Origin of the sequence: Nocardia sp. NPDC051570, from assembly GCF_044454005.1 — a bacterium.
GTDB lineage: Bacteria > Actinomycetota > Actinomycetes > Mycobacteriales > Mycobacteriaceae > Nocardia.
The window spans coordinates 174,857-198,319 of the sequence record NZ_JBITDI010000006.1 but is presented as its reverse complement, the minus strand read 5'-3'; the positions used below and the strand labels follow the sequence as shown (position 1 = coordinate 198,319).

The following is a 23,463-nucleotide window of genomic DNA, read 5'->3' as shown; positions in this document are numbered from 1 at the left end:
AGCGTACTTTACGTTACGGTGAAGTACTGACATGTACGCAACTAGCTCCCCGCTGTACCACTTACGGTGCGGCGTTCAGCGAATGATCGGCAGGAGTGGAGCCAGCGAATGAGGCTCGGGACGATTCTGAACTATGCCGGAGACTTCAAGGCGGGCGTCGAGGAAGTGATCGAGGCCGAACGCGCTGGACTCGATATCGTCTACGTCCCAGAGGCATACGCCTTCGACGCCATCAGTCGAATGGGTTACCTCGCCGCGAAGACGACACGGGTCGAGATCGCGGCGGGTGTGCTCCCCATCTACAGCCGCACCCCCGCCCTCATCGCGATGACCGCCGCGGGGCTCGACGCCCTCTCGGATGGCCGCTTCACGCTGGGCCTGGGATCCGGCGGCCCCCAGGTTATCGAGGGCTTCCACGGCGTGGCTTTCGACGCACCCGTGCAACGCACCCGCGAGATCATGCAAGTCTGCCGACAGGTATGGCGCCGAGAACCGTTGGTGCACAACGGCAGGCACTATCAGATACCACTCCCGGTAGGCAGCGGGACAGGTCTGGGAAAGCCGCTCAAACTCATCAACCACCCGATTCGCCCCAACATCCCGATTCTGCTCGCGGCGATGGGCCCACAGAACACCGCTCTCGCCGCGGAAATAGCAGACGGTTGGCAGCCCTTCCCGTACTGCCCCGAAAAAGCCGAGAAGGTATGGGGCGCATCGCTTGCCGAAGGGAAAGCCAAACGTGACCCAGCACTGGGACCACTCGACATCACGGCCACTGTGCCGGTAGCAATCGGTGGCGACGTCACCGACCGCGGCGACGCCTTCCGTCATGTGCTCGCGCTCTACATCGGCGGAATGGGCGCGGTCGGAAAGAACTTCTATTACACCATCGCCTGCCGGTTCGGCTACGAAGCGCAGGCCCGCAGAATCCAGGAACTTTACCTCGCCGGGGACAAGGTCGCCGCGGCCGCAGCTGTGCCCGACCAGCTCCTCCATGACGTCGGCATCATCGGCCCGAAGTCATATGTGAAGGAACGACTCGCCGCATACCGCGAGGCCGGAGTGGGCACGCTGCAAATCATCCCACTCGGCTACACGCCGCAGGAAAGGCTCGACATCATCAGCGGCCTCCGCGAGCTCATCGACTAGAACCGTCGCGCTCGTCACGGAACTCCCCATGGGGGTCATCCAGACCGGCTCTGGAGGTGCATTGACGAGTTGCGTACGACAACGTACCGTTCTGAGCCAATGAAGTACTAATGCGTACCTGATTGAGGAAGGGGTGATCGTGAGCATGTTGGACACAGTCAGGCGTCGACGCCGATCCCGGTTCCACCACCTGCTGATCCGATACCGCATTACGCAGCCAGCTCGACCTGATCCATGGCGAGACCAGGAAATCCGTAACTCCAACTAAAGGTGGCAGGACAATTCATGAAAAAGACTCTGAACCCCGCTGTTCTCGCGGCGCATGTCTCCATCGAAAGATCCAAAACTTTGCGCGACATCACGACGTCCGCTATCAGTCGGACGAACCGTGAAATGTTCGCGGGCAAGAAGATCGTTCTGACTGGCGCCTCGTCCGGTGTCGGAGAAGCCGCCGCGTACAAGTTTGCGGACAAAGGCGCCGAGCTCATCCTCGTTGCCCGGAGTCGGGACGCCCTCGGCGCGGTGCGCGACAAGATCATCGCAGCGGGCGGGCTCGCGCACGTGATCGTGGGTGACGTGTCCGACGAGGCCGACACCGCGCGGCTGATCGAGGAGATACTGCAAAACCACGGCACACCGGACGTGCTCATCAACAACGCCGGCCGGTCCATCCGCCGCACCGTCCTCGACTCCACCGACCGACTGCACGATTACCAGCGCACGATGGCCGTCAACTACTTCGGGCCGGTACAGCTGACGCTCGGACTCCTTCCCGGCATGAAACAGGCCGGACATGGTCAGATCATCAACGTCTCCACGTGGGGAATCGCGAACGGATCGGTGCCCAAGTTTTCCGCCTACGCCTCCTCGAAGGCGGCGCTGTCGGTATTCAGCCGGACGATCGACATCGAACTGAAGAGCAGCGGTATCAAGTCCACGACCGTCTACTTCTCACTGATCAAGACTCCGATGATCGCGCCGACCGAGCACTACCAGTCCATACCGACCCTGTCGGCCGAGGAAGCCGCCGATTGGCTGGTTCACGCGGTGGCCCAGCGTCCGACCGAAGTCATTCCACGATTCGCCAAAACATTACGGCGAATCGCCGCGACGTCGACCGCCACTGTCGACGCGATAATGGGCCGGTGGCCGCTATGACGTTCCGGCATTCGGATGCTCTCCGCAGCACCAGGGCGCAGCCGGTTTGCTACTACCCTCGATGATTCAATCGAGGGGGATGCTGAGTTTGTGGTGGAAAAGGTTGGTGGGGTCGTACTTCCGTTTGATTTCCTTGAGTCGCGGGAGGTGGGTCCCCCAGTAGCTGGCGTAGATATCCCGGCCGTGGGCGCCTTCTTTCATATCGTCGTCTCCGATGTAACCGCCGGCACTGTAGGGGTAGAAGGTTTCGTAGGCTTGGTCGAGCCACACATCGCGCTCTTTGCCTTCCTGGATGAGGGTTGCCTCGTCGGGGAAGTCGGCCAACTCGAGCCACGACGACATTCCCATCGCCCAAGGACCACCGCGGGTCGGGATGGAGGTGGCATCCACCGGCGGACCGCCGGTCGGATCCATGCTCACGAGTTGGATCCGGGAACCCGTGGTGGGCTGTTTCTCGACCACTTCGGCGAGCCGCTCGATGAACTCATCGGTGAACGGCTCGGGGATGAATCCGGCCCGGATCGTCATATAACGCAGATGCTCGTCGCGCTCACGTTCGATCGTGTCCATGTTGGAATACCAGGGAGCCGAAGTCTGGGTGAGGCCGAAATGTCGGACCGATTCCAGAAACGTCACGGTTCTGATCTCGTGCTGTGCGCCCGGCGGGAGTTCGGCTCGCATGTCCTCGATCAGCGCGTCCCGCTGTTCTTCGGTCTCGGCCAAGATCGCTCCGACGAACTCCACGTCACCGAGCCACACGCAAATCCAAGGGTTGACGCTGGTCGGCATCGAGAGGGCGTAGTCCTGCAGAGCCGTGAACGTCTCGACGAAGTCGATGTCGGACCGCCGATACTTGAACGAAAAGGTGGCGACGCCTTTGGGTGCCTCATTCAGTTTTATTTTGATCTTGGTGATGATGCCGTAGGAGCCGGTGCCGTTGCCTAATACGGCCCAAAAGAGGTCCGAGTTGATGTTCTCGTCCGCCACCAACAGCCGGCCGTCCGCGGTAACGACCTCACACTGCAGGACCCTGTCGGCGAGGATCCCGTAAGTGCGGGTGTAGTGGCCGTACCCGCCGCATTGAATCTGGCCGCCGACGCCGACCGCGACACAACTGCCTGCGGGCACCATGAGCTCGCCGTGGTTCCATGCCTCCCGGTAGAGGTCGCCGAGGAGCGCGCCGCCCTCGAGGATCGCCACCGCCTCCTGCTGCCGGATCTCCACCTTGTTCAGCTTTACCAGGTCGACCACGAGCGCCTTATCGTCTTCGCCACCCAGGCCGAGCCCTTCGAACGAATGCCCACCGGAACGCACCGTCACCTGGTCGACGTTGCTCTGTCGCACACACTCCAGAACTGCCTGGATCTCGCCGACATTGGTCGGCTGGACGATACCTAGTGGCCGGTATCGGGTCCGGATGTTCCATGTGGCTCTGGCCTCGTCGTAATCCGGGTCGCCGGGGAATGTCATGTAAGTCGACGGCAACCGGTCCCGAAGCAGCGTTCGAATATCAGACATGGTTCCGCTCTCCTTATCGTGTGCCGGCCATACCCGGTCGACGGGTGGTACCGGTGCTACATGTCATCCGAGAGGAAATCGTTGATATTGCCAACGTTGACACTGCCAACGATATGGCATAATCGTTCGCATGGTCAAGGACGAGTCGCGCGCTGCGCCGACGCAGGCGAGGCCCGCGATCGGTCGGCTGCGGAACCTGCCCAGTTGGTTGCTCTACCAAGCTGCGCGGCGCGCGGATCAGCGAGTGTTACAAGCGCTCAGCAAGGCAGGCTCCAGCCGCTACCACTACTCGGTGCTGGCCGCGCTCGGCGAATTCGGACCCACCAGCCAAGCCGACCTGGGGCGCCGATGTGACATCGACCGCAGCGACGTCTTTGCTGTTGTGAACGAACTTGTCGAGCGGAGATGGGTCGAACGCACCCAGGACCCGGTCGACAGGCGGCGCAATATCGTCACCATCACCCCGGCAGGCCTGCGGCAGTCACTCCAGCTCGACCGAACCCTCGAAGAAATGCAGGATGTGCTACTCGAACCTCTCGCCGAGCGGGAGCGAGAACAACTGGTTCAACTACTCACCCGAGTCCTGGACCACAACTCCTGAAGCCCTCGGGTGTGCCGCCTGAACTCACGGCGCCGCTGTAAGTGGAACCGGCCGACTCATCCCGACATTCAGAGTCCCGGAATCGCCCAGGGGCGAGGAAACTGCTGGTAAAAACGACGAAACCGCCCCCGAGGGGGCGGTTCGTACGCCGAAGCGTTCGGGGTGGCTGACGGGACTCGAACCCGCGACACCCAGGCATGGGTCAATCGTTCGGTTGGGTGTCCCTCCCTGTCCTGCAAGGTCTGTGAAACCGGGATGACCGGGGGATATGTTGCCGATAACCGTTCTGGTGATATCCCCTGGTGTCCCGCACGGTCCCGCTGAAAAGTTGGTCATCGGTTGGAAAGCTCAAGTCCCTTTGGTCCGCTCCGGAGGTCACTCCCCGGCGTGTCGGAGTCGTGACGCGCCGTTGAGCTTTTGATCACAGACAACATTCAGCAAACGCGGCTGTTGGTGGTGTTCTGCTAGTGGTGTTGGAGCCGTCGAGGGGCAAGCCATCCCGCTGAGGGATGGTGCGGCAGCCCCTCAGGGCTGTGCTGATGGTGGTGCCTGATGGTGATTCGGTTTTACCCATCCTGGCTCTGCGCCGGGGTGCCCACCCGGGAGCGGAGCGGGAGGGCGGGCGCACCGGGCGGCGCGCGTAGCGCGCCGCTCTTGATCCTGTAGAGGGAGATTCGGCAAGTTTCTTCTTCTGTCTTGTTGGGGGATTCCGGCTCTTCTCCTCTTTTTCTTTCCGCCGGAGGTACCAACTCTGGTCCTCCTACCGCTACGCGGGCTTCTAAGTTGCCTGCGGTGCAACTAATTTCGCGCTATCCCCGGTAATCCCGCCCGACTCGCGACGCTCCCGGCAGGCACCCCATGCGAAGTTCCAGGAGCGGGAGCGCCGAATCTGTCGCCAGTGCAGCTCGCGGCTGTTCTGTCCTTCCTCGACTGGACGAGGTTTTCGTGGAGATCCAGCTGAACGACATAGGTCACCTACCCATGGCACTCGGTGTTCGACTACATCGCGCGTCGGTTCGCATCTGCAGATAGCAACTCCACGACGTCGAGTGGAATTTCGAACCGGGCTCCAGTCACATCGCCCTCATAAATGAGGGCCAGCATCGGCTCGATGCCTTCGTCGAGTAGACCTTCGTCCTGCAGATTGCGAGTGACTCGATCAGAAGGTCGAGTGAATCCTCGAAGGGTTCTATCTGAGTCGTAGCCCGCGATTTCGTAAACCTTCTCCCGGTCGATGACTCCTCCCTGGCTGGCGGCGAAGCGGATGACCTCGGCCTGCACCGCACCCTCGGCGTCGAGGCGCCGGAGCAACTCCCGGACCGCCTCCGCATTCCACTGCGGTGCCTCGGATCCGATGCTGCCGCGTACCACGTCTGATGCTGCTTCTGCGCTGACCGCTATATCAAGGACCGAGGCGTGGTCGATCAGTTGGACCGGCCGGATCAGAACCAAGCTGTGCGGACTATGGCTGGCGAATTCATTGATCAATTCGGCTCGGGGACCCATAAATCCACCTCTGTGCTTCCACCACCAGTCTTCTTTCTCGTCGCCGGTGACGATGGCCAAGGGCAGATCGCGGCGCTTGGCCTCGAGGATCGACTGGTGCCAGACTAGATAATCGCCGGTGATGCCGTCGCCGTCGGACCCGTCATCCGATTTCTTCTCTGCGAATCCGGGAGGAATTCGCTCCTTGAACCTTCGGTCAGCTTCGATGACCGCGGTCTTGTGTTCTTCGGTTGACAGTGGGGGACCGACTCTGCCTTCGAGCAACTCCCGCAGCATAATTACCACTGAGTCTGTAGTGCCATCGTACGTGATCCTGCCAGAGTGTACGGCTTCAGCATCGATCAACTTGTGGGCTGCGGAGAAGCTCGCCTGTATCTGCTCTTGGATTTGTTTCTGGACCTCGGCGGGAACAGCCCGCTGTTTCGCCCACGTCGCGATGCCCTGTAGCGCCTTATTCTCGCTCTCCTTCAGTGTTTTCTCGACAGTGTCGGTCGCCTGTTTCCGGTCACCGATTGCCTTAAATCGGTTGCGCCAGAATTCCCGTGCCGCCTGATGACTCACCCACACACGGTCGGAGGCCGCACGCAGAAGCTCGGCGAGAGCGCTTTGGGCTTTGGGGCTGTATCGGTAGAAATTGAGCAGGACATTCGCATCCAAGCTGAGCAAGGCGCCCCTCAGTGCATTCCTAACCTCTTCGTCTGTCTGCGGGATCTGTCCGGCAAACCCATCGTCCAGCGAGTAGTTATCGGTGGACATCATCAACCCCGAACACCTTCATTACCTCGTCGCCGTAGTCGTTGATCACCTTGACTGCGATCTTTCCGGATTCGGGTTTTGTGAACGGCCGTGAGGTAGTCGAATTGATCGAGTCCCAGGCATCAGGGTCGATATCAGTTTTGAGCGCGGTCTTGAGTCGCCTGTATGGGTCATTGCCGCCGGTGAAATAGCAGTGGCGCACGAAGAACGATTCCTCGTTATAGTCGGTGTCGATCATCCACAGCGCGATCCGGCTGGTGTCGTTGCTGCGCACCTCACCTGTTGTCGGGTCGTACACGTCGACGCCCTTCAAGTGTACGCAGAGTCCATCACTGGTCTCCTCGAGTTCGATGTCGGGCTCTCCGAAGACTGTGAACAGGTTTCCTGCGCCGGTCTTCCTGAGCGCCTCGCCCATCAGCAGATCCGCGTTCATTCGAACCATGAGTACCGGGATGCGGCCGAGTTTGCGAGTGGCCGCCACATTGGCGAATCCTTCATCGGAGGCGTCTACGGTCACCCCATCGTCCTCAGTGACACCGGTGACCTGAGCGTCGAACGCGAATCCGAGGATGCACAGTAGGTCGACGTCCTCAGCGTTGATTGCTTCACGCGCCGCCTTCTTAACGTAGGACGGACTCACGGTGCCATACTGCGGCCCGATTGCGAGGGCGACGCGAACTGGACTCCTGTCCTCGTCTTCTTCATCCGCCCGTTCACCGATCGCCTGCACATACTCGCCCGCATAGCTTTCGAACGAGGCGAAGGTAATTCGCTCAGTGCGCCGGCCGTTCTGGATGCCAGCTTTGGCCAGGTTGTCCAGGATCGACTGCTCGAAGCTCGGCGCGTCAGCTGCTTTGGCGGCTTCGGTCTCGGTGCCCGATTCGTGGGGCGCACCGTCAGGCCCGCCGGGAAAGGCAAGCGAGCGGTGTGGGCTGAGGGACTCCACGGTGAACGGCCCAGAGACTCTCAACTTCTTCCGGTCTGTATAGGGCTTGTCGTAGAGTAGCTCGAAGTCTGCGTGTCGCCTGATCGCCGCGTTGAGCTCGTCCCTACCCATCCCTTCTCTGATGTCCGGATTGTTCGCGATCGACTTCAGCGTGATGTGCTGCACCCGCTCGCACACGAAGCCATTTCGGATATTATTCGTAAACTTTTGGCGGGGCAGTACCTGAGCGGTGAAGGTCTGCTCCTTCGCGTGCCCTTCAACTGAGTCTGCGAGTAGATACCATGGGTATTTGGCCCCCATGATCCGTTGTCGGGTGAGGGTAAGTGCGACTCGTGAGGTATCTACGGTGATCCACCGCCGTCCCCATTGCTCGGCAGTAGCAGCCGTTGTGCCGGACCCGCACGTGGGATCTAATACCAGGTCGCCAGGATCGGTGGACATCAGCATACAGCGTTCAATTACTTTGGTATTGGTTTGGACTACGTAAAGTTTGGGGTCGCTAAAGCCTGATGTTACCGTATCGTCCCAAAAGTTATTGATAGGAAATGCGGGAAAATCGTTGAGGTAGCGAATGTATGTCAAGGTCTTACCGACTCCGAGGAGGCGGCGGGCGTATTTTAGTTTGAGAACTCCTTGCTTATTGGTTTTCCAGCCGCCCTTGGCCGGTGAGTATGTCGTGCCGTCTACTTCGATTGGGAAAACTGTTGTTTGGCCGACTCGGGTGGTTTGCGAGGTGAACTGATCTGGACGAAAAATGCGAAAACTTCCAGATTCAAGCTCCGCTTTCGAGCCTCGTCGACGCAGGCCATCGGCATCCTCAACCCACGTATACTGACCTCCGCCTGCCCCGCCGATCCCCTTTCTTAGATATAGCTGACGATACTTGGCTTCATCCAGATTTTTGGCATACCAAATGACATTGTCAAAGATTGATGCTATGACGTTCGTTCCGCCAGAGAAACTTCCGGCGCCGCTGGTCGTCTTGAACGCTATCTGGGAGCAGAAGTTGCCTGAGCCGAAAATCTCGTCCATAAGGGACCTGACCAGGTGGACGTTGTCGTCGCCGATCTGAACGAAGCACGATCCGGATTCAGTGAGCAGCTCCCGGGCGACAAGAAGTCGGTCGCGGAGGTACGACATATAAGAATGTATGCCCAATTCCCACGTATCGCGAAATGCCTTGATCTGTTCGGCCTCGCGAGCGACGTCTTCCAGCCTGCCGTCCTTGACATCGCGGTTCCGGGTCGATACTTGCCAATTTGAACCGAACTTGATGCCATACGGTGGGTCGATATAGATCATCTGGACTTTGCCGCGCATCCGTTCGCGCTCGGCAAGCGAGGACATGACTTGAAGCGAGTCGCCGAGGATCATCCGGTTCGACCAGTTCGCGTCGTGGTGGTAGAAGTCGATCTGATCTAGTTCGTTGAGGCCATCGAATGATTCGAATAGCGAGAGTTCCGCATCCGGCCTGGGGTGTTGTCTGGTATTGCGGAGATTCTCGATCAGGACTCGAGGGTCGATTTTTTCCTGGATGTAGATTGGTGGTGCATCGGTGATGAGATCACTGTTGGCCTGGTCCGTCTGGTCGGCCATCGGATACTTGCCGTGCCAGACCAGCTGCGGGTCGAGTGTCTCGTCCCTGATGTAGCGAACCTTTCGGACTTCTTCCAGGCCGGGGTCGACGAACTCGTGTGCGTCGGCAGTCGGGATGTTAGTCCGCTTATCGCCATGCTTAATGGCTTCGATGGTTGTCGGCACCTTGGCTTCCTGCTTACGCGCCACGAGCCTTCCTCACGTCCCCTATATTGAAATCTAGCAATTCTGGATCACCGATGATCGGCTCGTCGCCGTAGAGGGCTTGAATCGACTCGGCGAGATGCACTTTGAATGTCAGCGGGTCGCGCATCTCGACATAGCCCCAACGTCCGAACCCGGTGTGGTTGTTGACCGCCGCGCACCATGTTTCCCGCGCAGTGGTCGCCTTGACCTGCGCCGGTCCCGGGCTCTTCCTGCTACCCGACACCTCCACGATCAGCATACGATCGAAGTTCTCACCGTCGAGAGGGCGGAGGCGAACCAGGAAATCCGGGAGGTAAGCATGAGTCCGGCCTTTGTGGATATATGGGATGGAGAAGCCGAGATGGTCGTTCTTCACGTAGGACTCCACGTTTGGGTTCAGTTCCAGCTCAGCTGCCAGCAATTGCTCCCAGGTGTTGCCGTCCCTGCCGTCCAGCGTTACGTGTGAAACCTCGGATTTCTCGGTCGCCACAGTGGCTTTGTGGGTGGTGAAGTACACGTTCTCAGTCGAGCCTTGTGGGTTGAAGCGGTTGAGCATGGGGCGGAGCTGACGGCGCCGATCAGCTGAGCGGTTGATGGACTCCCAGATCAGTTCGGCGGCCTCGACCTGCGCCTCAGTAATGGTCATCAAGTATCCGAGGTTGTAGCCGTTGGATAGGACGACTCGCTCGCTGATCCACTCCCGGCATATCTGGATAAGTTTCGGAAACAGCCACGGCCGCTTGTCATCGGCTTTCGTGAATTGGCTGTCGAGAATCCGTTTCGCGAGGGCGTAGGCGACTTCCTGAGGACGGTAGGCTAGCTCGTCGCCGGCCTCGCGTTCGCCGCTGCCCACCACCCCCTGCATCTCCACCCAGCGGGGAACGGTGTTGGGGCCGATCTCGAAATAGGGTGCTTGTTCGATATCGATCCAGATCTGCTCGTCTGGCAGTTCGACCCGGTATCCGAGAAGGATGGGAAAAGTGATCCGCAAGTGCCCGCGGCCGGCGAGAGCCTCGACCTCATGGGCTGGCCTCGCCGGTACCGGCTCGGTCGACGGTTTGTCCGGCGAAATGAACTGGAATGGAATGCCATACACATTGGCGTACTCGGGATCGAAGTAGCCCGCTTCGTTGACGGTGTAGGACCGGCGGCGTAACCCTCGGCCGACGACCTGCTCGCAGAGCAGTTGGCTCCGGAAGGCGCGAACACCGAGCACATGTGTAACCGTGTTGGCGTCCCAACCTTCGGTCAGCATGGAAACGCTCACCACGCATCGGACTTGCTCACCGAGTTTGCCCTTCTTGCCGACCGTGTTCATGACCTCCCGTAGGAGCTCGTCATCGGTGATCTTCTCGATGTCGGCCCCAGGGGTACGGCGCCGGTAATCCGCCTTAAATGCGGCGATCTCAGCGGCGGCAGCGTGCTGGAAGCCGGGATTCATGCCTTCACCGGACTCGAGCTGGGCTGAGTCGATGAGGATTGTGCGCGGTCTGGTCAATGGCTTGCCATCGACGACGTTACTGAGCAGGTCCAGGTTTCCGGTTCTATGCGCCAGGACACAATCGTTCTCATCTACCACTTGTTCGCCGGCGATCCAGTCATAAATGAGTTTGCTAACGGTGGTGTTGGGGCAGACGACGATGAACACTGGCGGTGTTTCGTTATGTTGCCTAAGCGAGTTTTCCCAATGCTCGAAAGCCCGGTGATAACTCCGGTGCAGACTGCGCAGCGCGCCCTCCAGTTCAGGTGGCGGTGCCCAGTCGGTAACCTTCTTGGTTCGCGCAGCCCCCTTTGGCAACTGCTCGCCGACGAAATCCCAGAGCCGTAGGTAAACAACCAGTTCGTGGTCCGCGTCATCGTCAACCGGTGTCCGCGGAACCTTCACGATGCCCGACTCGATCGCATCCATCAGTGAGAAGTCACTTACTGTCCACGGAAACAAATGACCCTCATTGTATCCGGAGCCATTTAGATAGAATGGTGTCGCAGATAGGTCGAATACCTGCTTTATTCCAACGTGACGGGCGATAGCCTGGAGTCCCCGAAACCAGACCCGGGCCTGGTTATTAGCGTCCCGTTGGTCTTTGCTCAGACGGCCGGTGTTACTTTCTGAGGGGAGAGGCCGATCTTGGTAGCAGTGATGCGCCTCATCGTTGAAGACCATGATTTGCTGCGTGTCGGCACCGGCTCCGCCAAGGCTCCGTAGCACGCGGCTAACCATGGCCTTTGGAGTCTCTCTGAACGTATCTGTCGCTCGATCGCCCTTGAGTATGAGCCGGGTATTCCGGGCAACACCCTTGATTTCCTTGGCGTCTTTGAGTTGGAAGGCATGATAGTTGGTAATCGCAATCCGCGCGTGTTTGAGGTTGCCTTTGAGATCCGCTGGGATCAAATCTCGCTGATCGTAATAGTTTTCAGGATCTTCCGGGAGCAGCACGCGGAGGCGATCCCTGATAGTTATGCCGGGGGCCATCACCAAAAACCGATTAGTGAAGCGTGGATCGCGTGGCGATTGCACCTTGTTGAGAGTTTGCCATGTAAGAATCATGGCCATTACCACGGTCTTACCGGATCCAGTAGCCATCTTCAAAGCCATTCGTGGCAGGCCACTGTTATGTGCCGCGTTCGCAGGCTCCAGCCGCTTTCTCCAATCGGCATACCCATGGCTACGGCCAGCCACCTCCGTTAGGAAGATCGCAGTCTCGGCTGCTTCCCGCTGGCAGAAGAGAACCCTGTTCTCTCTATTCGGGTCAGCCCAGTACTGCAGTAATTTGCGGGTGGTGGGAGTGACTCCTGCGTACTCACCCCCACGCCGCCACTTGGCAATATCACGCCGGATGTCATTGATCAAGGTGTTGCGGTCGCGCCGTTCGCCGGTGGCATCGAAGTCGAAAGCGATCTGTGACGAGCCTTCACCCCCGCGCTTGTGCTTCTTGGTAACCGCGATCGGTATGAAGGATTCGCTCGGTCGGCGACCGATTTTGATCTCTCCAGTTGGCCCTTGCCGACTGATCGCGTAGTGCCGATCCGGTTGCTCGTATGGTGTGTTGAGGATCGGATTTTCGATCGGTTGCGTCATGCCAACGATACCTCACCCTGCATCGATTCCACCCCAGTCCTGCCACCATCGTCGGCTGAACGCCCGTAGCCGTGATGCTGATTGATCGTGCTGTACAACATATCTTGTCCAGCCATCCTGCACTACACGAATACTTCAGCGCGCCAACGGATCTGGCCTGTGGGACCTCGAACATGGGTTCGGGTGGCAAACCTGACGATGGTTCGCTGAGTTCGGCTGTCGTTTAACTGTCAAGTGGAAGTTTCCTGAGCGAGTGCAACCTCGCCAACTCTAGTGTCGCGCAAATCTGCAGCTGAGGTTTGGTTTCGCGAAACGGACCAAGGGGTGTCAAATCTTGATTTTTGCCGGTCCTGCGCCCCTACTCTCTTTGAGTAAATTCGTTCAATCGAGCGAGTTCGGTTGCGCTGGCTAAGATTCGAGGCCGTGGCGTTCTGCCGATTGATCTGCCGATGTGGTGGCGGACCTCGTGGCTCGGTGGTTCAGCGCTGCGGAGAACGTTCTCTCACAGCGAGTTATGCAGTGCCTACGAGTCGAAGGTGGCAACGGCGCTGACCACGGGTAGCTGGTTCGCAGCGCTGCCGGGCCAGCGTGCTAGCCATCTCCTCAACCTCAAGGTCGGCGCCTTCTACCCAACCGCGACATCACTGAAATCGGCTACCGGACGTTCGTGCTTATGCCACAGTCGAAGCGGACCGTGCGGGACAGGTCCGCGGTCGAACCAGGGCCGGTTACGAGCGGTCCCGTTCGTGGCCCCGAGCGCCTGTTTGCGCACTTGCCGCGCGTCCTGCCCGTGTCGATCCGTCATGTGGGTCTGGCCGCCTCGTACGACCTCACCTGGTGTAGGGAAGGTTTGGACCGGCAATCTCAAGAGCTTGGGGCAGTATCTCCCGCCCGGCCTGTTCTCGAGCCTCCTGCGCGAGCCGGGCCTGCTCCGTCCGCTGACGTTCCCTTTCGATGCGGTCTCGTTCAGCGCGGTCGCGCTCGGCCCGCTCGCGAATAGCCTGGAATTCGGTGGCTACCCGTTCAGCTGCATCTCGCTCTGCCTTTGCCCTTCCGATTCTTCGTGGGTGGCTTTGTCCTGCGCCGCTGCCTTGGTCCTTCCGTCATTGCTGGCTGTGTCGGTGTTGTGGTCCATCGGATGTCAGTAGTTGCGATGCGGGTCGGGCTTGATCCTTCCGGAGTCGATCAGCGTTTGCCATGCGGCGCGCTTGCGGGCGCAGCTGTCAATCCGACATTCCCTGTGCTGCTGCATGATTCGATGAGCCTGGTCGGTGTTGAGTGGCTGTCGAGGAGGCTCGTGCAGCCAGCTGATGCCGAGGATCTGCCCGGATGTCTCGCGCTGGAGGCGGTCCTGGATCTCCTGCACGCTCACGTTCGGTTCCTCGGGCTCGGCGTCCTCGTCGCGCCACCAGTTGAACCCCATGGGTCACCCTCCCTGCGTAGACGGTGTGGAGTGGCACCCGACGTCGAGGGCTGTCACCCGGCGTCGGGGCCGTGGCATCCAGGGTTCTCCGAGGCAACAGGCCGAAAGAACAGGAAAGGGACAGGTCCACCGCACGGCGGCTGACATCGATCTACGCTCGAAGTCGTGGGTACGCACATCGGACGGGCGATTGCCACCGAGCGAAAGGTTGCCGGCTCAGTCAACGGCAGTTGGCTGGCCGTGCCCAGTACAGCTTGAGCTTGCTCAAAGCGGTGGAACAGGGCCGCGAGGTTGCGTCGCCGGGGTTCATTGCGGCGGTCGCCAGCGCTCTCGGTATCGAACCGGAGCGGTTGCAGGGTTTCCCTTTCGTGGAAACGCTCGGGGAGGACGGTCCGTTGGTGGGACTGACCGACCTGCGCACGATCCTTGCCGAGGGCGCATACGTGAGAGCCGAGGAGCCACCGAACCGCGCCGAGCTGGCATCGGAGCTGGCCGCGGTGGAGGCGGCGCTGCATGGGGATCGCACACGCCGGGCTTTGGCATTGTTGCCCAGCCTCATCAGAAGACTGCATGGCGCACTCCACAGCGCCACCACCGAACAAGAACGAGCCCAGACGCACGAGATGCTTTGCGCCGCATACATTGCCGCAGAAGGCGCATGCTGCCGACTCGGGTATTCATCGTTGACAGCATTGATACTCGACCGCCTGGATTGGGCCGCCTCACACGTCGACGATCCGGGCTATGCGGTCCGTAGCCTCATGAAGCGGTCTCGATTGCTGATGTCACACGGCGCTACGGATGTCGCTCTGTCACTTGTCGACCGAGGGCTCGAGATGGTCCCGGGAGACAGCGACGGTGCGAAAGTGTTGCGAGGGTACGGCCATCTGCGGGGTGCAATCGTTGCAGCGCGAGGCCGTCATCTGGCGCTGGCTCGAAGCCATATCGCTGAGGCTCGGACAATTGCGCGGACCATGACACACGAAAGTGATCTCTACACAACGGATTTCGGACCAGGCAACGTTGAAATTCACTCCTGCGCCGTAGAGCTGGAAGCTGGTGACCCAGGCAAGGCGGCCCGGGACGGCGAAGCGTTGCAACTACCGCCGGATATGGCCGCACCCCGCGCAGGGCATCACTGGCAGGACAACGCCCGCGCCTGGCTCATGTCCGGTAAACCGGACCAGGCCCTCGTGGCACTGAACAAGGCCCGCGCGACCGCTCCCCAACAAACGAAGTTGCATCCGTCGGTCCGCGAAACTCTGTACGGGATCGCAGCTGCGAAACGACGGCAGACCGACAGCCTGCTCGGGTTCGCTTCGTGGCTCGGCGCCACACTCTGAGCGAGCACCTGACGTAGCTGACACGATGGCCTCATGGACGATCATGGCCAGCCCGTTCTGTATGCCATCGTGACCGGTTCGCCGATCGCTGGGGATGTCGGCACGCTGGTGGATCTCGCACAGGCCGATGGGTGGGATGTGTGTGTGGTCGCCTCACCGTATGGGCGCAGGTTCATCGACGCGGAAGCGCTCGAGGCGAGAACCGGGTATCCCGTGCGCAGCGAGTACAAGGATCCGGGAACGCCGGACGTGCTGCCGCTCCCTGACGCCATTGCCGTTGCGCCTCTGACGTGTAACTCGTTGGCGAAATGGGCGGCGGGGATCTCCGATACGCTGCCGCTCGGCCTGGTGGTGGAAGGCGTGGGGAAGCGGCTGCCGGTCGTTGCCGTACCGGCGTCCAACAGCGCGCAGATCAGCTTTCCGGCAATCCAGAACGCAATGAGGAACCTCGCCGACTGGGGCGTGACGATCCTCGGGGAGGACGTCTACCCGCAGCCGGTGCCGAAGACCGGAGGCAGCCGTCACCTGTTCCCGTGGCCATTGGTGTGGCGCGCGGTCCTCGCCCACCCGTGGTTGACCATCGGTGGCTCGAACGGCTGACTGCGCGGGGCCGGTCGAAAGTCTGGTCGGTCCGGCCCCCGCAACTGGGCGAATTGCACCGTATTGGACTCAGATTGTGACGCGACGGAAACCATTCCTATCCAGCGGATTTGAGGCTGCTAGCACCAAATTCTTGGCGGATTTCCGCTATACAAGGCCAAATTGAGAAAGCTAGATCTATTGACGTGTGTCTATCTGCGAGGACTATGGATAGCAAGGGATTGCAACCCGCTGACAGAGAGGAGGTTTGGAAGGTTCGGGTTGGTCCCTTGCTCTTGTTCGGAACGGTTGGCGTGAGCGCGCATCCCAGTTGCTGCTCCCGTTCCGTGCTGGCGTCGGAGTGGTTCGGTGTTGATGGTTTCCCGGCATCGTGATCGCGTGCCCCGCACACTCCGGTGCTGTGCTGATGAGTTGGGGCATCTCCACACGCAACCGCGTTGGCGGGCTCGCGGTCTCGGGCCGTGTGGTCGGCGAACTCGATCCACACCGGCTGTGAGACTTCGGTGCTCACACGACCGTGAGGGCTATGAAGATGACGAGGACCAAAGCAAAGGAGGTGAAAGATCGAGCGAGTTGACGGCGATCCAATATTTTCGTAACTGACCCCTCGTCAGTTCGAGGGGTCAGCGTGAACGAATTCTCCCCAGGGTCATAGGGCTGCCACCCTGCCTGCGGAGTTGCAGTTTCGATTCACTAGCAGAAACGAGGTTCTGCTATGTCCAGGGTAGACCACGCACGCCTTGTGCGACACCGGTACCGGAGCTCGACGCTGGATCACCGGAGCAGGCGGGTGTGGGGTGGAAATGGACGTCGCGCCGTTGGCGGCGGCTGTCTCGGAGGTCGTGATCCTCCTGTTCCTGCTGGTCACCAAGGCTGCGCTGTCCGCGTGAAGCGGCAGGGCGGCAACGGTGAGCGCTGACCGGAATCGGTGCTGTGGTCGGCATCGACGAGAAGATCGCAGATACAAGGAGATTGGCCGCAATGACGAACCTAAATAACGATAGAGAACAGTTCGATCGGAAGAATTACCGTATTCCTGTCGCGTTCGACGATTACTTCAGGGCCGGTTTGTATCAGATCGGGCCGGTTGTGCCGGACACCGAATATTCGGGGGACCCGAATCGTCCTGGGCCGCAGAAGCGGGACCCGGTGACGGGGCTGCTGGTGTGGAAGTTGCCGGTAATGGATCGGGCCGAGAGCAATACTCGGCGGGCGTCGTACGACGTGCTGCTGTTGTCGGATACCGAGCCGGTGCCGACGACACAGGAGATTGCGCCGGGGTATCGGCCGATCGCGTTGGAGGACGTCACGATTCAGCCTCGGATCGCCGGACAGGGTGAGTACAAATTCATCCAGAACACCGTGCGCGCCAACGGGTTTGCCGCACCTCCGGCCACTGGCGGCCGGTCGGCCAGTAGCGGTGGGGTGAAGAACGCGGGCTGATCCACGGGGTGGCTCGGGCGGGTGCGTGCAGCATTGCTCGTCGCGCGCCCGCCCTGGTCCCTGTGGTCTTTCGAAAGGGCTTGTGATGCAAGCGAATTGGAAACACATTCAACTGATCGACGCAGAGTGCACGAATGAGAAAGGGGTGCTGTGATGATGGTGAAATCGTCGGACTATCGGAAAAGGCCCGAGTCCGACACGTTCGGCGAGGTGTCAGTGATGCTGGCCGAACTGTTCGAGAAACTGGTTCTCGCGGCGGTGCTGCTGGTGTGGTGGGCGCTGTTGTTCCCGATGCTGTCGCTACCGGTTGGGGCAGCGATCGCGCTGGGCTGGTGGCTGGGCTGGCCTTACGGAGTCATGGCCGCAGGGGCGACGCTGGGTGCCTGGACCACGTGGGCGGGGTTCTGGCCCGCCTCGTTCGACCGGTGGGTGACCGATCGGATACGGCAACGCTGGTTCCGGTGGTGGCGCTACGCGAGTCGCTGGAAGGCGGCCATGGCGTTGCAGGGCCTGACCGCGGAACTGAATGACAGGGTGCTGACTCCGGCAGTGGTCAGCATGCGAATCGGCAGGGTCGTCGACGTCCTGGAAGTGCAGTTGTTGCACGGCCAAGATGTGGAGACGTGGCAAGCACAGAGTGAGAAGCTACGACATTCGTTCCGCGCGATCGGATTACGAGTGCGCCATGCACAGTCGGGTCGGGTGCGGCTGGAAGTGATCCAGCGTGACATGCTGAGCAAGTCGATCCCGCTGCCCAGGGTGGTGTTGGACGCGGAAACCGTTGACCTGGAAGAGGTTACGGTAGGGTTGACTCAGCTCGGGAGACCGTGGCAGCTGGCGTTGCTGGGTACGCACCTGCTGTTCGGCGGTGTGACCGGGGCCGGTAAGGGCTCGGTCGCCTGGTCGATCATCGCTGCGCTGGGGCCGTTGATCGCGGACGGCTCTGTCGTGGTTTGGGTGATCGACCCGAAGGGAGGCGCGGAATTCGGACGCGGAATGGGCTGGTTCGATCGGTTCGCCTACGACAACACGCGCGGCGCGCTCGAGTTGCTGCGGGAAACAGCGCGAGTGTTGCTGGCCCGGATGGAACGCATCCGGCCCACCCCGCACCGTAAGGTGTATCCGTCGCCGGAGGAACCGATGATCCTTCTCGTGATCGACGAATTTGCTTCTCTGACTGAGTATTTCGTTGACAAGCGGGTCAAGGAAGAGATCGACCGGTTGTTGGGCCTGATTCTGACCATGGGACGCGCGGCTGGTGTCGTGGTCACGGGGTTCGTGCAAGATCCCTCCAAGGAAGTCGTGCGGCTGCGGCAGCTGTTCCCGACCCGTGGGGCGATGCGGCTGCTCGAATCGACGCAAGTGGGAATGCTGCTCGGGTCGACCGCCCGGGATCGGGGCGCGATGGCGGATCTGATCTCGCCGAAGACCCCGGGTGTGCTGTATGTGCAGATCACCCCGGGTGCGGACCTGTCGGACCCGGACCGCAACGAACAGGAGGAAGAGGTAGCGGAAATCGAGCGGGTTCGTGCGTTCGAGGTGACCGACGATGACATCGAGTGGTTGCTTGCCACCCATCGCCCACGACGCCGGTACACCGGCGACCGGGTGGGCGGGGGGCCGATCGTCCTCGACCTCGACCATTACCTTTACGGCGATACCAAGAACACCAACGGCGACAACCCCCGCCGGTAACCCCCTGTCGTACCTGCATTGACGCCCGGCCGCTGGACGGGCGTAGTGTGGAAGATGCCGCGTTGATCATTTCCCTGTTGCGGCCCTTGCGCGAGATAGCGCCCCTAATCCTTTTGAGACACCGTAGTCGGCGGTGGTCACAATCATTCTGAATCCTGTTCCGGCAGTTGAGGTTTCACCCCCGCGACTCGCGGCGCGATGCGCTGATCGACTCCTGATCGCCCGTGCCGCGAGTCGCGGATTCGGCTGAGTGACAGGAGTTTTCGACATGACCGAGATCGGCGACACCGGGGTACCGGGGAAAGACCCGTTCTTCGATGACGTGGTGGTCACCACCGCCTTGCGATACCGGGTGTGTATCCGGCCCGTGGTTTTGGAGCGCCGCGACACCGTGACCGGAGCGCGGGAGCTGGTGACGGTGCCGTGCGGGCACACCCAGGAATCGAAGTGTCCCCCGTGTGCCAAGAAGGCGAAAGCGTTGCGGCTGGCCCAGTGCCGAGAGGGCTGGCACGCCGAGCGGGAACCCGAGATCCCGAAAGCGCGCCCGACGTTCGATCAGACCGGGCTGATGTGTTACCGCGCCGATCTGGTGGCCGCCCTGGCGACCGCGCATCGCGACGGCGACACCGCCGAACAGGCCGAACTGCGCGAGGAGATCGCGTGGACGGACAAGCAACTGACCGAACTGGGGATGTGGGGAAAACCGCCGGCCGCCGACCCCGCCGACGACGCCAGCGACCCGGGTGCGAGCGGGAGCGAAATCGAGGCGAGCGACGGTGCGCGGCGCAGGTCCACGCGGCGGCGTGAGGATGCGGCTGATCTGCCGCGTCTGCCGATCTCGGACCGCACGATCGGGCGGCAGTACGCGGGCAGGTTCCGGCCCTCGATGATGGTCACACTCACCCTGCCCGGATACGGGAGGGTCTGCCGTGACGACGGCACCCCGATAGACCCCGACACCTACGACTATGAGGCAGCGGCCTGGGATGCGATCGGGTTCTCGAGGCTCTTCTCCAGGTGGGTTCAAACCCTCCGGAGGGCAACCGGGGTGCGCTTACAGTATTTCGCTGCCGTCGAGCCACAGCGGCGCGGGGCACCCCATGTGCATCTGGCGATCCGCGGTGCCATCCCGCACCGGATCATCCGCCAAATCACTGCCGCCACCTACCACCAAATGTGGTGGCCACAACCCGGAGCACACGTCTACGACGACGACCGGCTACCGGTGTTCGACCGCGACGCCAAGACGTTCGTCGATCCCAGCACCCGGGCACCGCTGCAAGGTTGGGACGAAGCGATCGAAGCCACGTTCGCCGAGGACGCGCAGCCCGCGCACACGGTCCGCTTCGGGGTACAAGTCGACTCGAAAGGCATTCTCGCCGGGACCCCCGCAGCCGATAGATCGATCGGATATCTGGCCAAGTATCTGACGAAATCAGTGGACGAAATCCTGGAACCACGATCGGCGCGTCAGGCCGATCATTACGACCGGTTACACGAAACACTTTGCCGTACACCATGTTCGGAACGATGCGCGGTGTGGCTGCTGCATGGCATCGTGCCCAAAGGCGCGGGCGCGCGCACGCAACCGGGCCGTTGCAAGGGGCGCGCGCACCGCCGCGAAACCCTCGGACTGCCGGGGCGGCGGGTGCTGACCTCGGAACGCTGGACCGGCAAAACCCTCGGTGACCACAAGGCCGACCGTATGGAATTCGTGCGCCGCACCCTCGCAGCGGCCGGGATCGACAAACCCGCACCCGATCCGCGCCGCTACACCTGGTCCACCCTTGCCCCCGGTACCCGCGTCCCCTCCCGGGCGCGACTGCTACTGGCCGCGATAGCCGAACGCATCGGATGGCAAGCCGAATACGACAGAGCACTCCCAGCGGTCGAACCGCCGCCGGGCGCTCGGGGCGCGAATTCTTCGGCAATCAGAAGTACCGGCGACGGGCAGGATGGTCCAGTTACCTGACGGCAAACGATCTTGTGCTTGCCAATCACGGGCCGTTCCAAGGAGATTCGTTGTGCTCACCAGCGACGTAGATCAAGTCTTCACCCGTGCCGAAATCGCTCGGCGACTGAAGCTGTCGGAGAAGACGCTCAGGAATTGGGCAGCCATGGAACCGCCGAAAGGGCCGCCGTTCGTCCGTGTCGAAGGTGGGCGCGTCCGCTATCCGGCGAAGGACTACTTCGAATGGGAAGCGGCGCAATTCACCCCTCCGTGATCACAAGGAGCCGCCAATGCCCCAGGTAGGACTAGAGATCGGTCAGTACGGCACGATCACCAGCAAATACTATCCGGCCAAGAAGAAGGCCCGCGCCTGGACCAAGTATCGAGACACCGACGGCGTGAGCCGCGTAGTGGACACCTGGGACGCAACAGAGCCGAAAGCTCGCGCCAAGCTACGGCGGAAGCTCGAAGATCGTCAGATGCCCAACAGGGCGGCGAAGGAGGGCCGTCTTACGCCGGATACGCGTTTCGGTGTGGCTCTCGACAAGTACATCGACGAGTTGGGGCGCGACGAGACGATGGCGCAGCAGACCATCGATGGGTACAAGCGCCAGATAGAGCGGTCCGCCGACAAGCGCGCAGATCCGGATGCGATCAAGATTCGGCCCAGTCTCGGGCAGTACCGGATACGGGAGTTGGATACTCCGGTGCTGGATGCCTACTTCACCTCGATCGCTGTTCTCGGGCACAAGCGAAAGGCTCGCTGGCACAAGACGATCATCGGCGAGACCCTGGACCTGTGTAAACGACATGGCGCGGTCAAGGGTGACAACCCGGTGAACGGGGTCAGCAAGCGCGCGATGCGACGGAAGCAGACCAAGCCGAAAGCGGCGGCGTGGGAACGATTGCGGGCATTGCGGGCGCAGGTGCAGCGGTGGGGCCGTGGCGAAGCGATTCCGGGGACGCCCGCATACACATTTGGTCCGAAACGCAACGCGCAGGAGCTACTGGACGTCATGGACATGGCCGCGGGATCGGGCGGTGTCCGCCCGCATGAGGTGTTCGCCTTCCTGTGGGAAGAAGTCGACGGCCTGGACTTCGACACCGACCGCTGGCGGCTCGAAGAGGACTACCCCGTCGGCCCCGAGGTGCGGCTGACGATCTCCGGCACAGTGGTGCCGATCAAAGGCAAAGGCTGGGTGCGCCAGTCCTGGCTGAAGGTCGGTGACGGCAAGGCGTACACGGTGCTGCTCCCGTGGTACGCAGTGAAAGTGCTGTGTCGCCGGTGGGAGGCCGCCGGAAAGCCGACTCAGGGGCTGATCTTCACCGCGCGAAACGGGCAGGTGAAGAACCCGAACAACTTCAACCGGTTGTGGCGGTCGGCGCGGGGTACCGAGTTCGCCGACATCACGCTCCGTACTTATAGGAAGACGGTCGCCACAGCGACGGCGGAGGCCAAGGGCGTTGATGCCGCCGGACGCCAGCTCAACCACGCGGCGGGCTCACGGGTGACCGCTCAGCACTACGTCGACCGGGCGCCGGAGGTACCGGACAACCGTGACGTGCTCAACGTCTATGCCTCATGATTGGTTGGCGTGGGGCGGCCGGAAAAGTTGGAATAGAGTTGGAAAACCTCGAATCAAAGTGAAGGGGCAGGTCGGAAATGCTTCCTGACCTGCCCCTGGAGGGTGGCTGACGGGACTCGAACCCGCGACACCCAGGATCACAACCTGGTGCTCTACCAGCTGAACTACAGCCACCATTGCCGGATGAATCCGGCGCGCTAGATCGTAACGCGTGTTCGGGTACGGGACCTAATCGGGCTGGTCAGCGGGGGTTTCGACGGGCGTGGTCAGGGAGGCGGCGATGGTGGCGATTTCGGTGGTGGAGGGGCCGGGGGCGGGGACGAAGGCCGTGCGGCGGTAGTACTCGAGTTCGCGGATGGATTCCTTGATATCGGCCAGGGCGCGGTGGGTGAGGCCCTTTTCGGGCTGGCCGAAGTAGATGCGGGGGTACCAGCGGCGGCACAGTTCCTTGATCGAGCTGACGTCGATCATGCGGTAGTGCAGGTGGGAATCCAGGGCGGGCATATCGCGGGCGAGGAAGCCGCGGTCGGTGGCGATCGAGTTGCCGGCCAGCGGGACCGTGCGGGGCGTGGGCACCCATTCCTTGATGTAGTCCATGACCTGCTGTTCGGCCTCGGCCAGGGTGACGGTGGATCGGCGCACCTCGTCGGTGAGCCCGGAGTGGGCGTGCATCTCCTGGACCACGGGCGGCATCGCGGCCAGGGCGGCATCGTCGGCGTGGATGACGATATCCACGCCCTCACCGAGAATGTTGAGGTCGCTGTCGGTCACGAGCGCGGCCACCTCGATCAGCTTGTCGCTGTCCAGGCGTAGGCCGGTCATCTCGCAGTCGATCCACACCATGAGTTTGTCGGACACTCGCGCCACATTACTGGGTTGACCTGCCGGGTTTATCCACTGCGTTCGATATGGTGTGCGCAGCATTCG

Annotated in this window: 16 protein-coding genes and 1 tRNA gene; 10 read left to right on the top strand and 7 right to left on the bottom strand. The window is 61.3% G+C overall.

Annotated elements, in window-relative coordinates:
- The first annotated feature begins 108 nt into the window (after positions 1 to 108).
- The gene (locus tag ACIA76_RS17080; RefSeq protein ID WP_397152759.1) at positions 109 to 1,149 is read left to right on the top strand and encodes an LLM class F420-dependent oxidoreductase; all 1,041 of its coding nucleotides are present in this window, start codon (positions 109 to 111) and stop codon (positions 1,147 to 1,149) included.
- A 285-nt stretch (positions 1,150 to 1,434) separates the two neighbouring features.
- Complete coding sequence (locus tag ACIA76_RS17075) at positions 1,435 to 2,307, top strand: SDR family NAD(P)-dependent oxidoreductase (protein WP_397152758.1); 873 nt, start codon at positions 1,435 to 1,437, stop codon at positions 2,305 to 2,307.
- Between the two features lie 66 nt (positions 2,308 to 2,373).
- Here the strand turns inward: ACIA76_RS17075 and ACIA76_RS17070 are convergent, their stop codons facing one another.
- Positions 2,374 to 3,825: an FAD-binding oxidoreductase gene (locus ACIA76_RS17070; RefSeq protein ID WP_397152757.1), complete on the bottom strand. Its 1,452-nt coding sequence runs from the start codon at positions 3,823 to 3,825 to the stop codon at positions 2,374 to 2,376.
- Between the two features lie 130 nt (positions 3,826 to 3,955).
- On the opposite strand from ACIA76_RS17070, the gene ACIA76_RS17065 reads away from it, so the two are divergent.
- Positions 3,956 to 4,426, top strand: a complete 471-nt coding sequence (locus ACIA76_RS17065; RefSeq protein ID WP_397152756.1) for a MarR family winged helix-turn-helix transcriptional regulator — start codon at positions 3,956 to 3,958, stop codon at positions 4,424 to 4,426.
- A gap of 999 nt (positions 4,427 to 5,425) precedes the next feature.
- Here the strand turns inward: ACIA76_RS17065 and ACIA76_RS17060 are convergent.
- The 4 genes from ACIA76_RS17060 to ACIA76_RS17045 form a co-directional block, all read right to left on the bottom strand.
- Positions 5,426 to 6,691, bottom strand: a complete 1,266-nt coding sequence (locus tag ACIA76_RS17060; RefSeq protein ID WP_397152755.1) for a PIN-like domain-containing protein — start codon at positions 6,689 to 6,691, stop codon at positions 5,426 to 5,428.
- Entirely contained in the window at positions 6,675 to 9,419 is a 2,745-nt protein-coding gene (locus tag ACIA76_RS17055; protein ID WP_397152754.1) for a site-specific DNA-methyltransferase, read from the bottom strand. The genes ACIA76_RS17060 and ACIA76_RS17055 overlap by 17 nt, the downstream gene beginning before the upstream one ends.
- Positions 9,409 to 12,495 carry a BPTD_3080 family restriction endonuclease gene (locus tag ACIA76_RS17050; protein WP_397152753.1) on the bottom strand — a complete coding sequence of 1,029 codons (3,087 nt, stop codon included), beginning with the start codon at positions 12,493 to 12,495 and terminating at the stop codon, positions 9,409 to 9,411. Before ACIA76_RS17050 ends, ACIA76_RS17055 begins: the two co-directional genes overlap by 11 nt.
- A 1,141-nt stretch (positions 12,496 to 13,636) precedes the next feature.
- Positions 13,637 to 13,918, bottom strand: coding sequence for a hypothetical protein (locus ACIA76_RS17045; RefSeq protein ID WP_397152752.1), 282 nt, complete (start codon positions 13,916 to 13,918; stop codon positions 13,637 to 13,639).
- Positions 13,919 to 14,178: 260 nt separating this feature from the next.
- Between ACIA76_RS17045 and ACIA76_RS17040 the strand changes: the two genes are divergently transcribed.
- The 7 genes from ACIA76_RS17040 to ACIA76_RS17010 all read left to right on the top strand — a co-directional run bounded on the left by ACIA76_RS17040 (position 14,179) and on the right by ACIA76_RS17010 (position 22,536).
- Positions 14,179 to 15,261 carry an XRE family transcriptional regulator gene (locus ACIA76_RS17040; RefSeq protein ID WP_397152751.1) on the top strand — a complete coding sequence of 361 codons (1,083 nt, stop codon included), beginning with the start codon at positions 14,179 to 14,181 and terminating at the stop codon, positions 15,259 to 15,261.
- A gap of 33 nt (positions 15,262 to 15,294) precedes the next feature.
- The gene (locus ACIA76_RS17035; protein ID WP_397152750.1) at positions 15,295 to 15,861 is read left to right on the top strand and encodes a flavoprotein; all 567 of its coding nucleotides are present in this window, start codon (positions 15,295 to 15,297) and stop codon (positions 15,859 to 15,861) included.
- Between the two features lie 933 nt (positions 15,862 to 16,794).
- Entirely contained in the window at positions 16,795 to 17,304 is a 510-nt protein-coding gene (locus tag ACIA76_RS17030) for a hypothetical protein (protein WP_397152749.1), read from the top strand.
- Between the two features lie 495 nt (positions 17,305 to 17,799).
- A complete protein-coding gene (locus ACIA76_RS17025) occupies positions 17,800 to 18,999 on the top strand; it encodes a cell division protein FtsK (protein ID WP_397152748.1) in 1,200 nt (399 codons plus the stop codon).
- Positions 19,000 to 19,267: 268 nt separating this feature from the next.
- Complete coding sequence (locus ACIA76_RS17020; RefSeq protein ID WP_397152747.1) at positions 19,268 to 20,971, top strand: replication initiator; 1,704 nt, start codon at positions 19,268 to 19,270, stop codon at positions 20,969 to 20,971.
- Between the two features lie 52 nt (positions 20,972 to 21,023).
- A complete protein-coding gene (locus ACIA76_RS17015) occupies positions 21,024 to 21,224 on the top strand; it encodes a hypothetical protein (protein WP_397152746.1) in 201 nt (66 codons plus the stop codon).
- Positions 21,225 to 21,360: 136 nt separating this feature from the next.
- Positions 21,361 to 22,536, top strand: a complete 1,176-nt coding sequence (locus ACIA76_RS17010; protein ID WP_397152745.1) for a hypothetical protein — start codon at positions 21,361 to 21,363, stop codon at positions 22,534 to 22,536.
- Between the two features lie 101 nt (positions 22,537 to 22,637).
- On the opposite strand, the gene ACIA76_RS17005 is transcribed toward ACIA76_RS17010, so the two are convergent.
- Positions 22,638 to 22,710 (bottom strand) — tRNA-His (locus ACIA76_RS17005).
- A gap of 54 nt (positions 22,711 to 22,764) precedes the next feature.
- On the bottom strand, positions 22,765 to 23,394 hold the full coding sequence (gene orn, locus ACIA76_RS17000; RefSeq protein ID WP_397152744.1) for an oligoribonuclease: 630 nt from the start codon (positions 23,392 to 23,394) through the stop codon (positions 22,765 to 22,767).
- Positions 23,395 to 23,463: the final 69 nt, after the last annotated feature.

What these genes read in the sequence shown, in the direction of transcription:
- ACIA76_RS17025 (WP_397152748.1), top strand. Translation starts at nt 17,800, where the DNA reads ATGGCGTTGCAGGGCCTGACCGCGGAACTGAATGACAGGGTGCTGACT.
- ACIA76_RS17060 (WP_397152755.1), bottom strand. Translation starts at nt 6,691, where the DNA reads ATGATGTCCACCGATAACTACTCGCTGGACGATGGGTTTGCCGGACAG.
- ACIA76_RS17075 (WP_397152758.1), top strand. Translation starts at nt 1,435, where the DNA reads ATGAAAAAGACTCTGAACCCCGCTGTTCTCGCGGCGCATGTCTCCATC.
- ACIA76_RS17020 (WP_397152747.1), top strand. Translation starts at nt 19,268, where the DNA reads ATGACCGAGATCGGCGACACCGGGGTACCGGGGAAAGACCCGTTCTTC.
- ACIA76_RS17080 (WP_397152759.1), top strand. Translation starts at nt 109, where the DNA reads ATGAGGCTCGGGACGATTCTGAACTATGCCGGAGACTTCAAGGCGGGC.
- ACIA76_RS17035 (WP_397152750.1), top strand. Translation starts at nt 15,295, where the DNA reads ATGGACGATCATGGCCAGCCCGTTCTGTATGCCATCGTGACCGGTTCG.
- ACIA76_RS17050 (WP_397152753.1), bottom strand. Translation starts at nt 12,495, where the DNA reads ATGACGCAACCGATCGAAAATCCGATCCTCAACACACCATACGAGCAA.
- ACIA76_RS17070 (WP_397152757.1), bottom strand. Translation starts at nt 3,825, where the DNA reads ATGTCTGATATTCGAACGCTGCTTCGGGACCGGTTGCCGTCGACTTAC.
- ACIA76_RS17045 (WP_397152752.1), bottom strand. Translation starts at nt 13,918, where the DNA reads ATGGGGTTCAACTGGTGGCGCGACGAGGACGCCGAGCCCGAGGAACCG.
- ACIA76_RS17065 (WP_397152756.1), top strand. Translation starts at nt 3,956, where the DNA reads ATGGTCAAGGACGAGTCGCGCGCTGCGCCGACGCAGGCGAGGCCCGCG.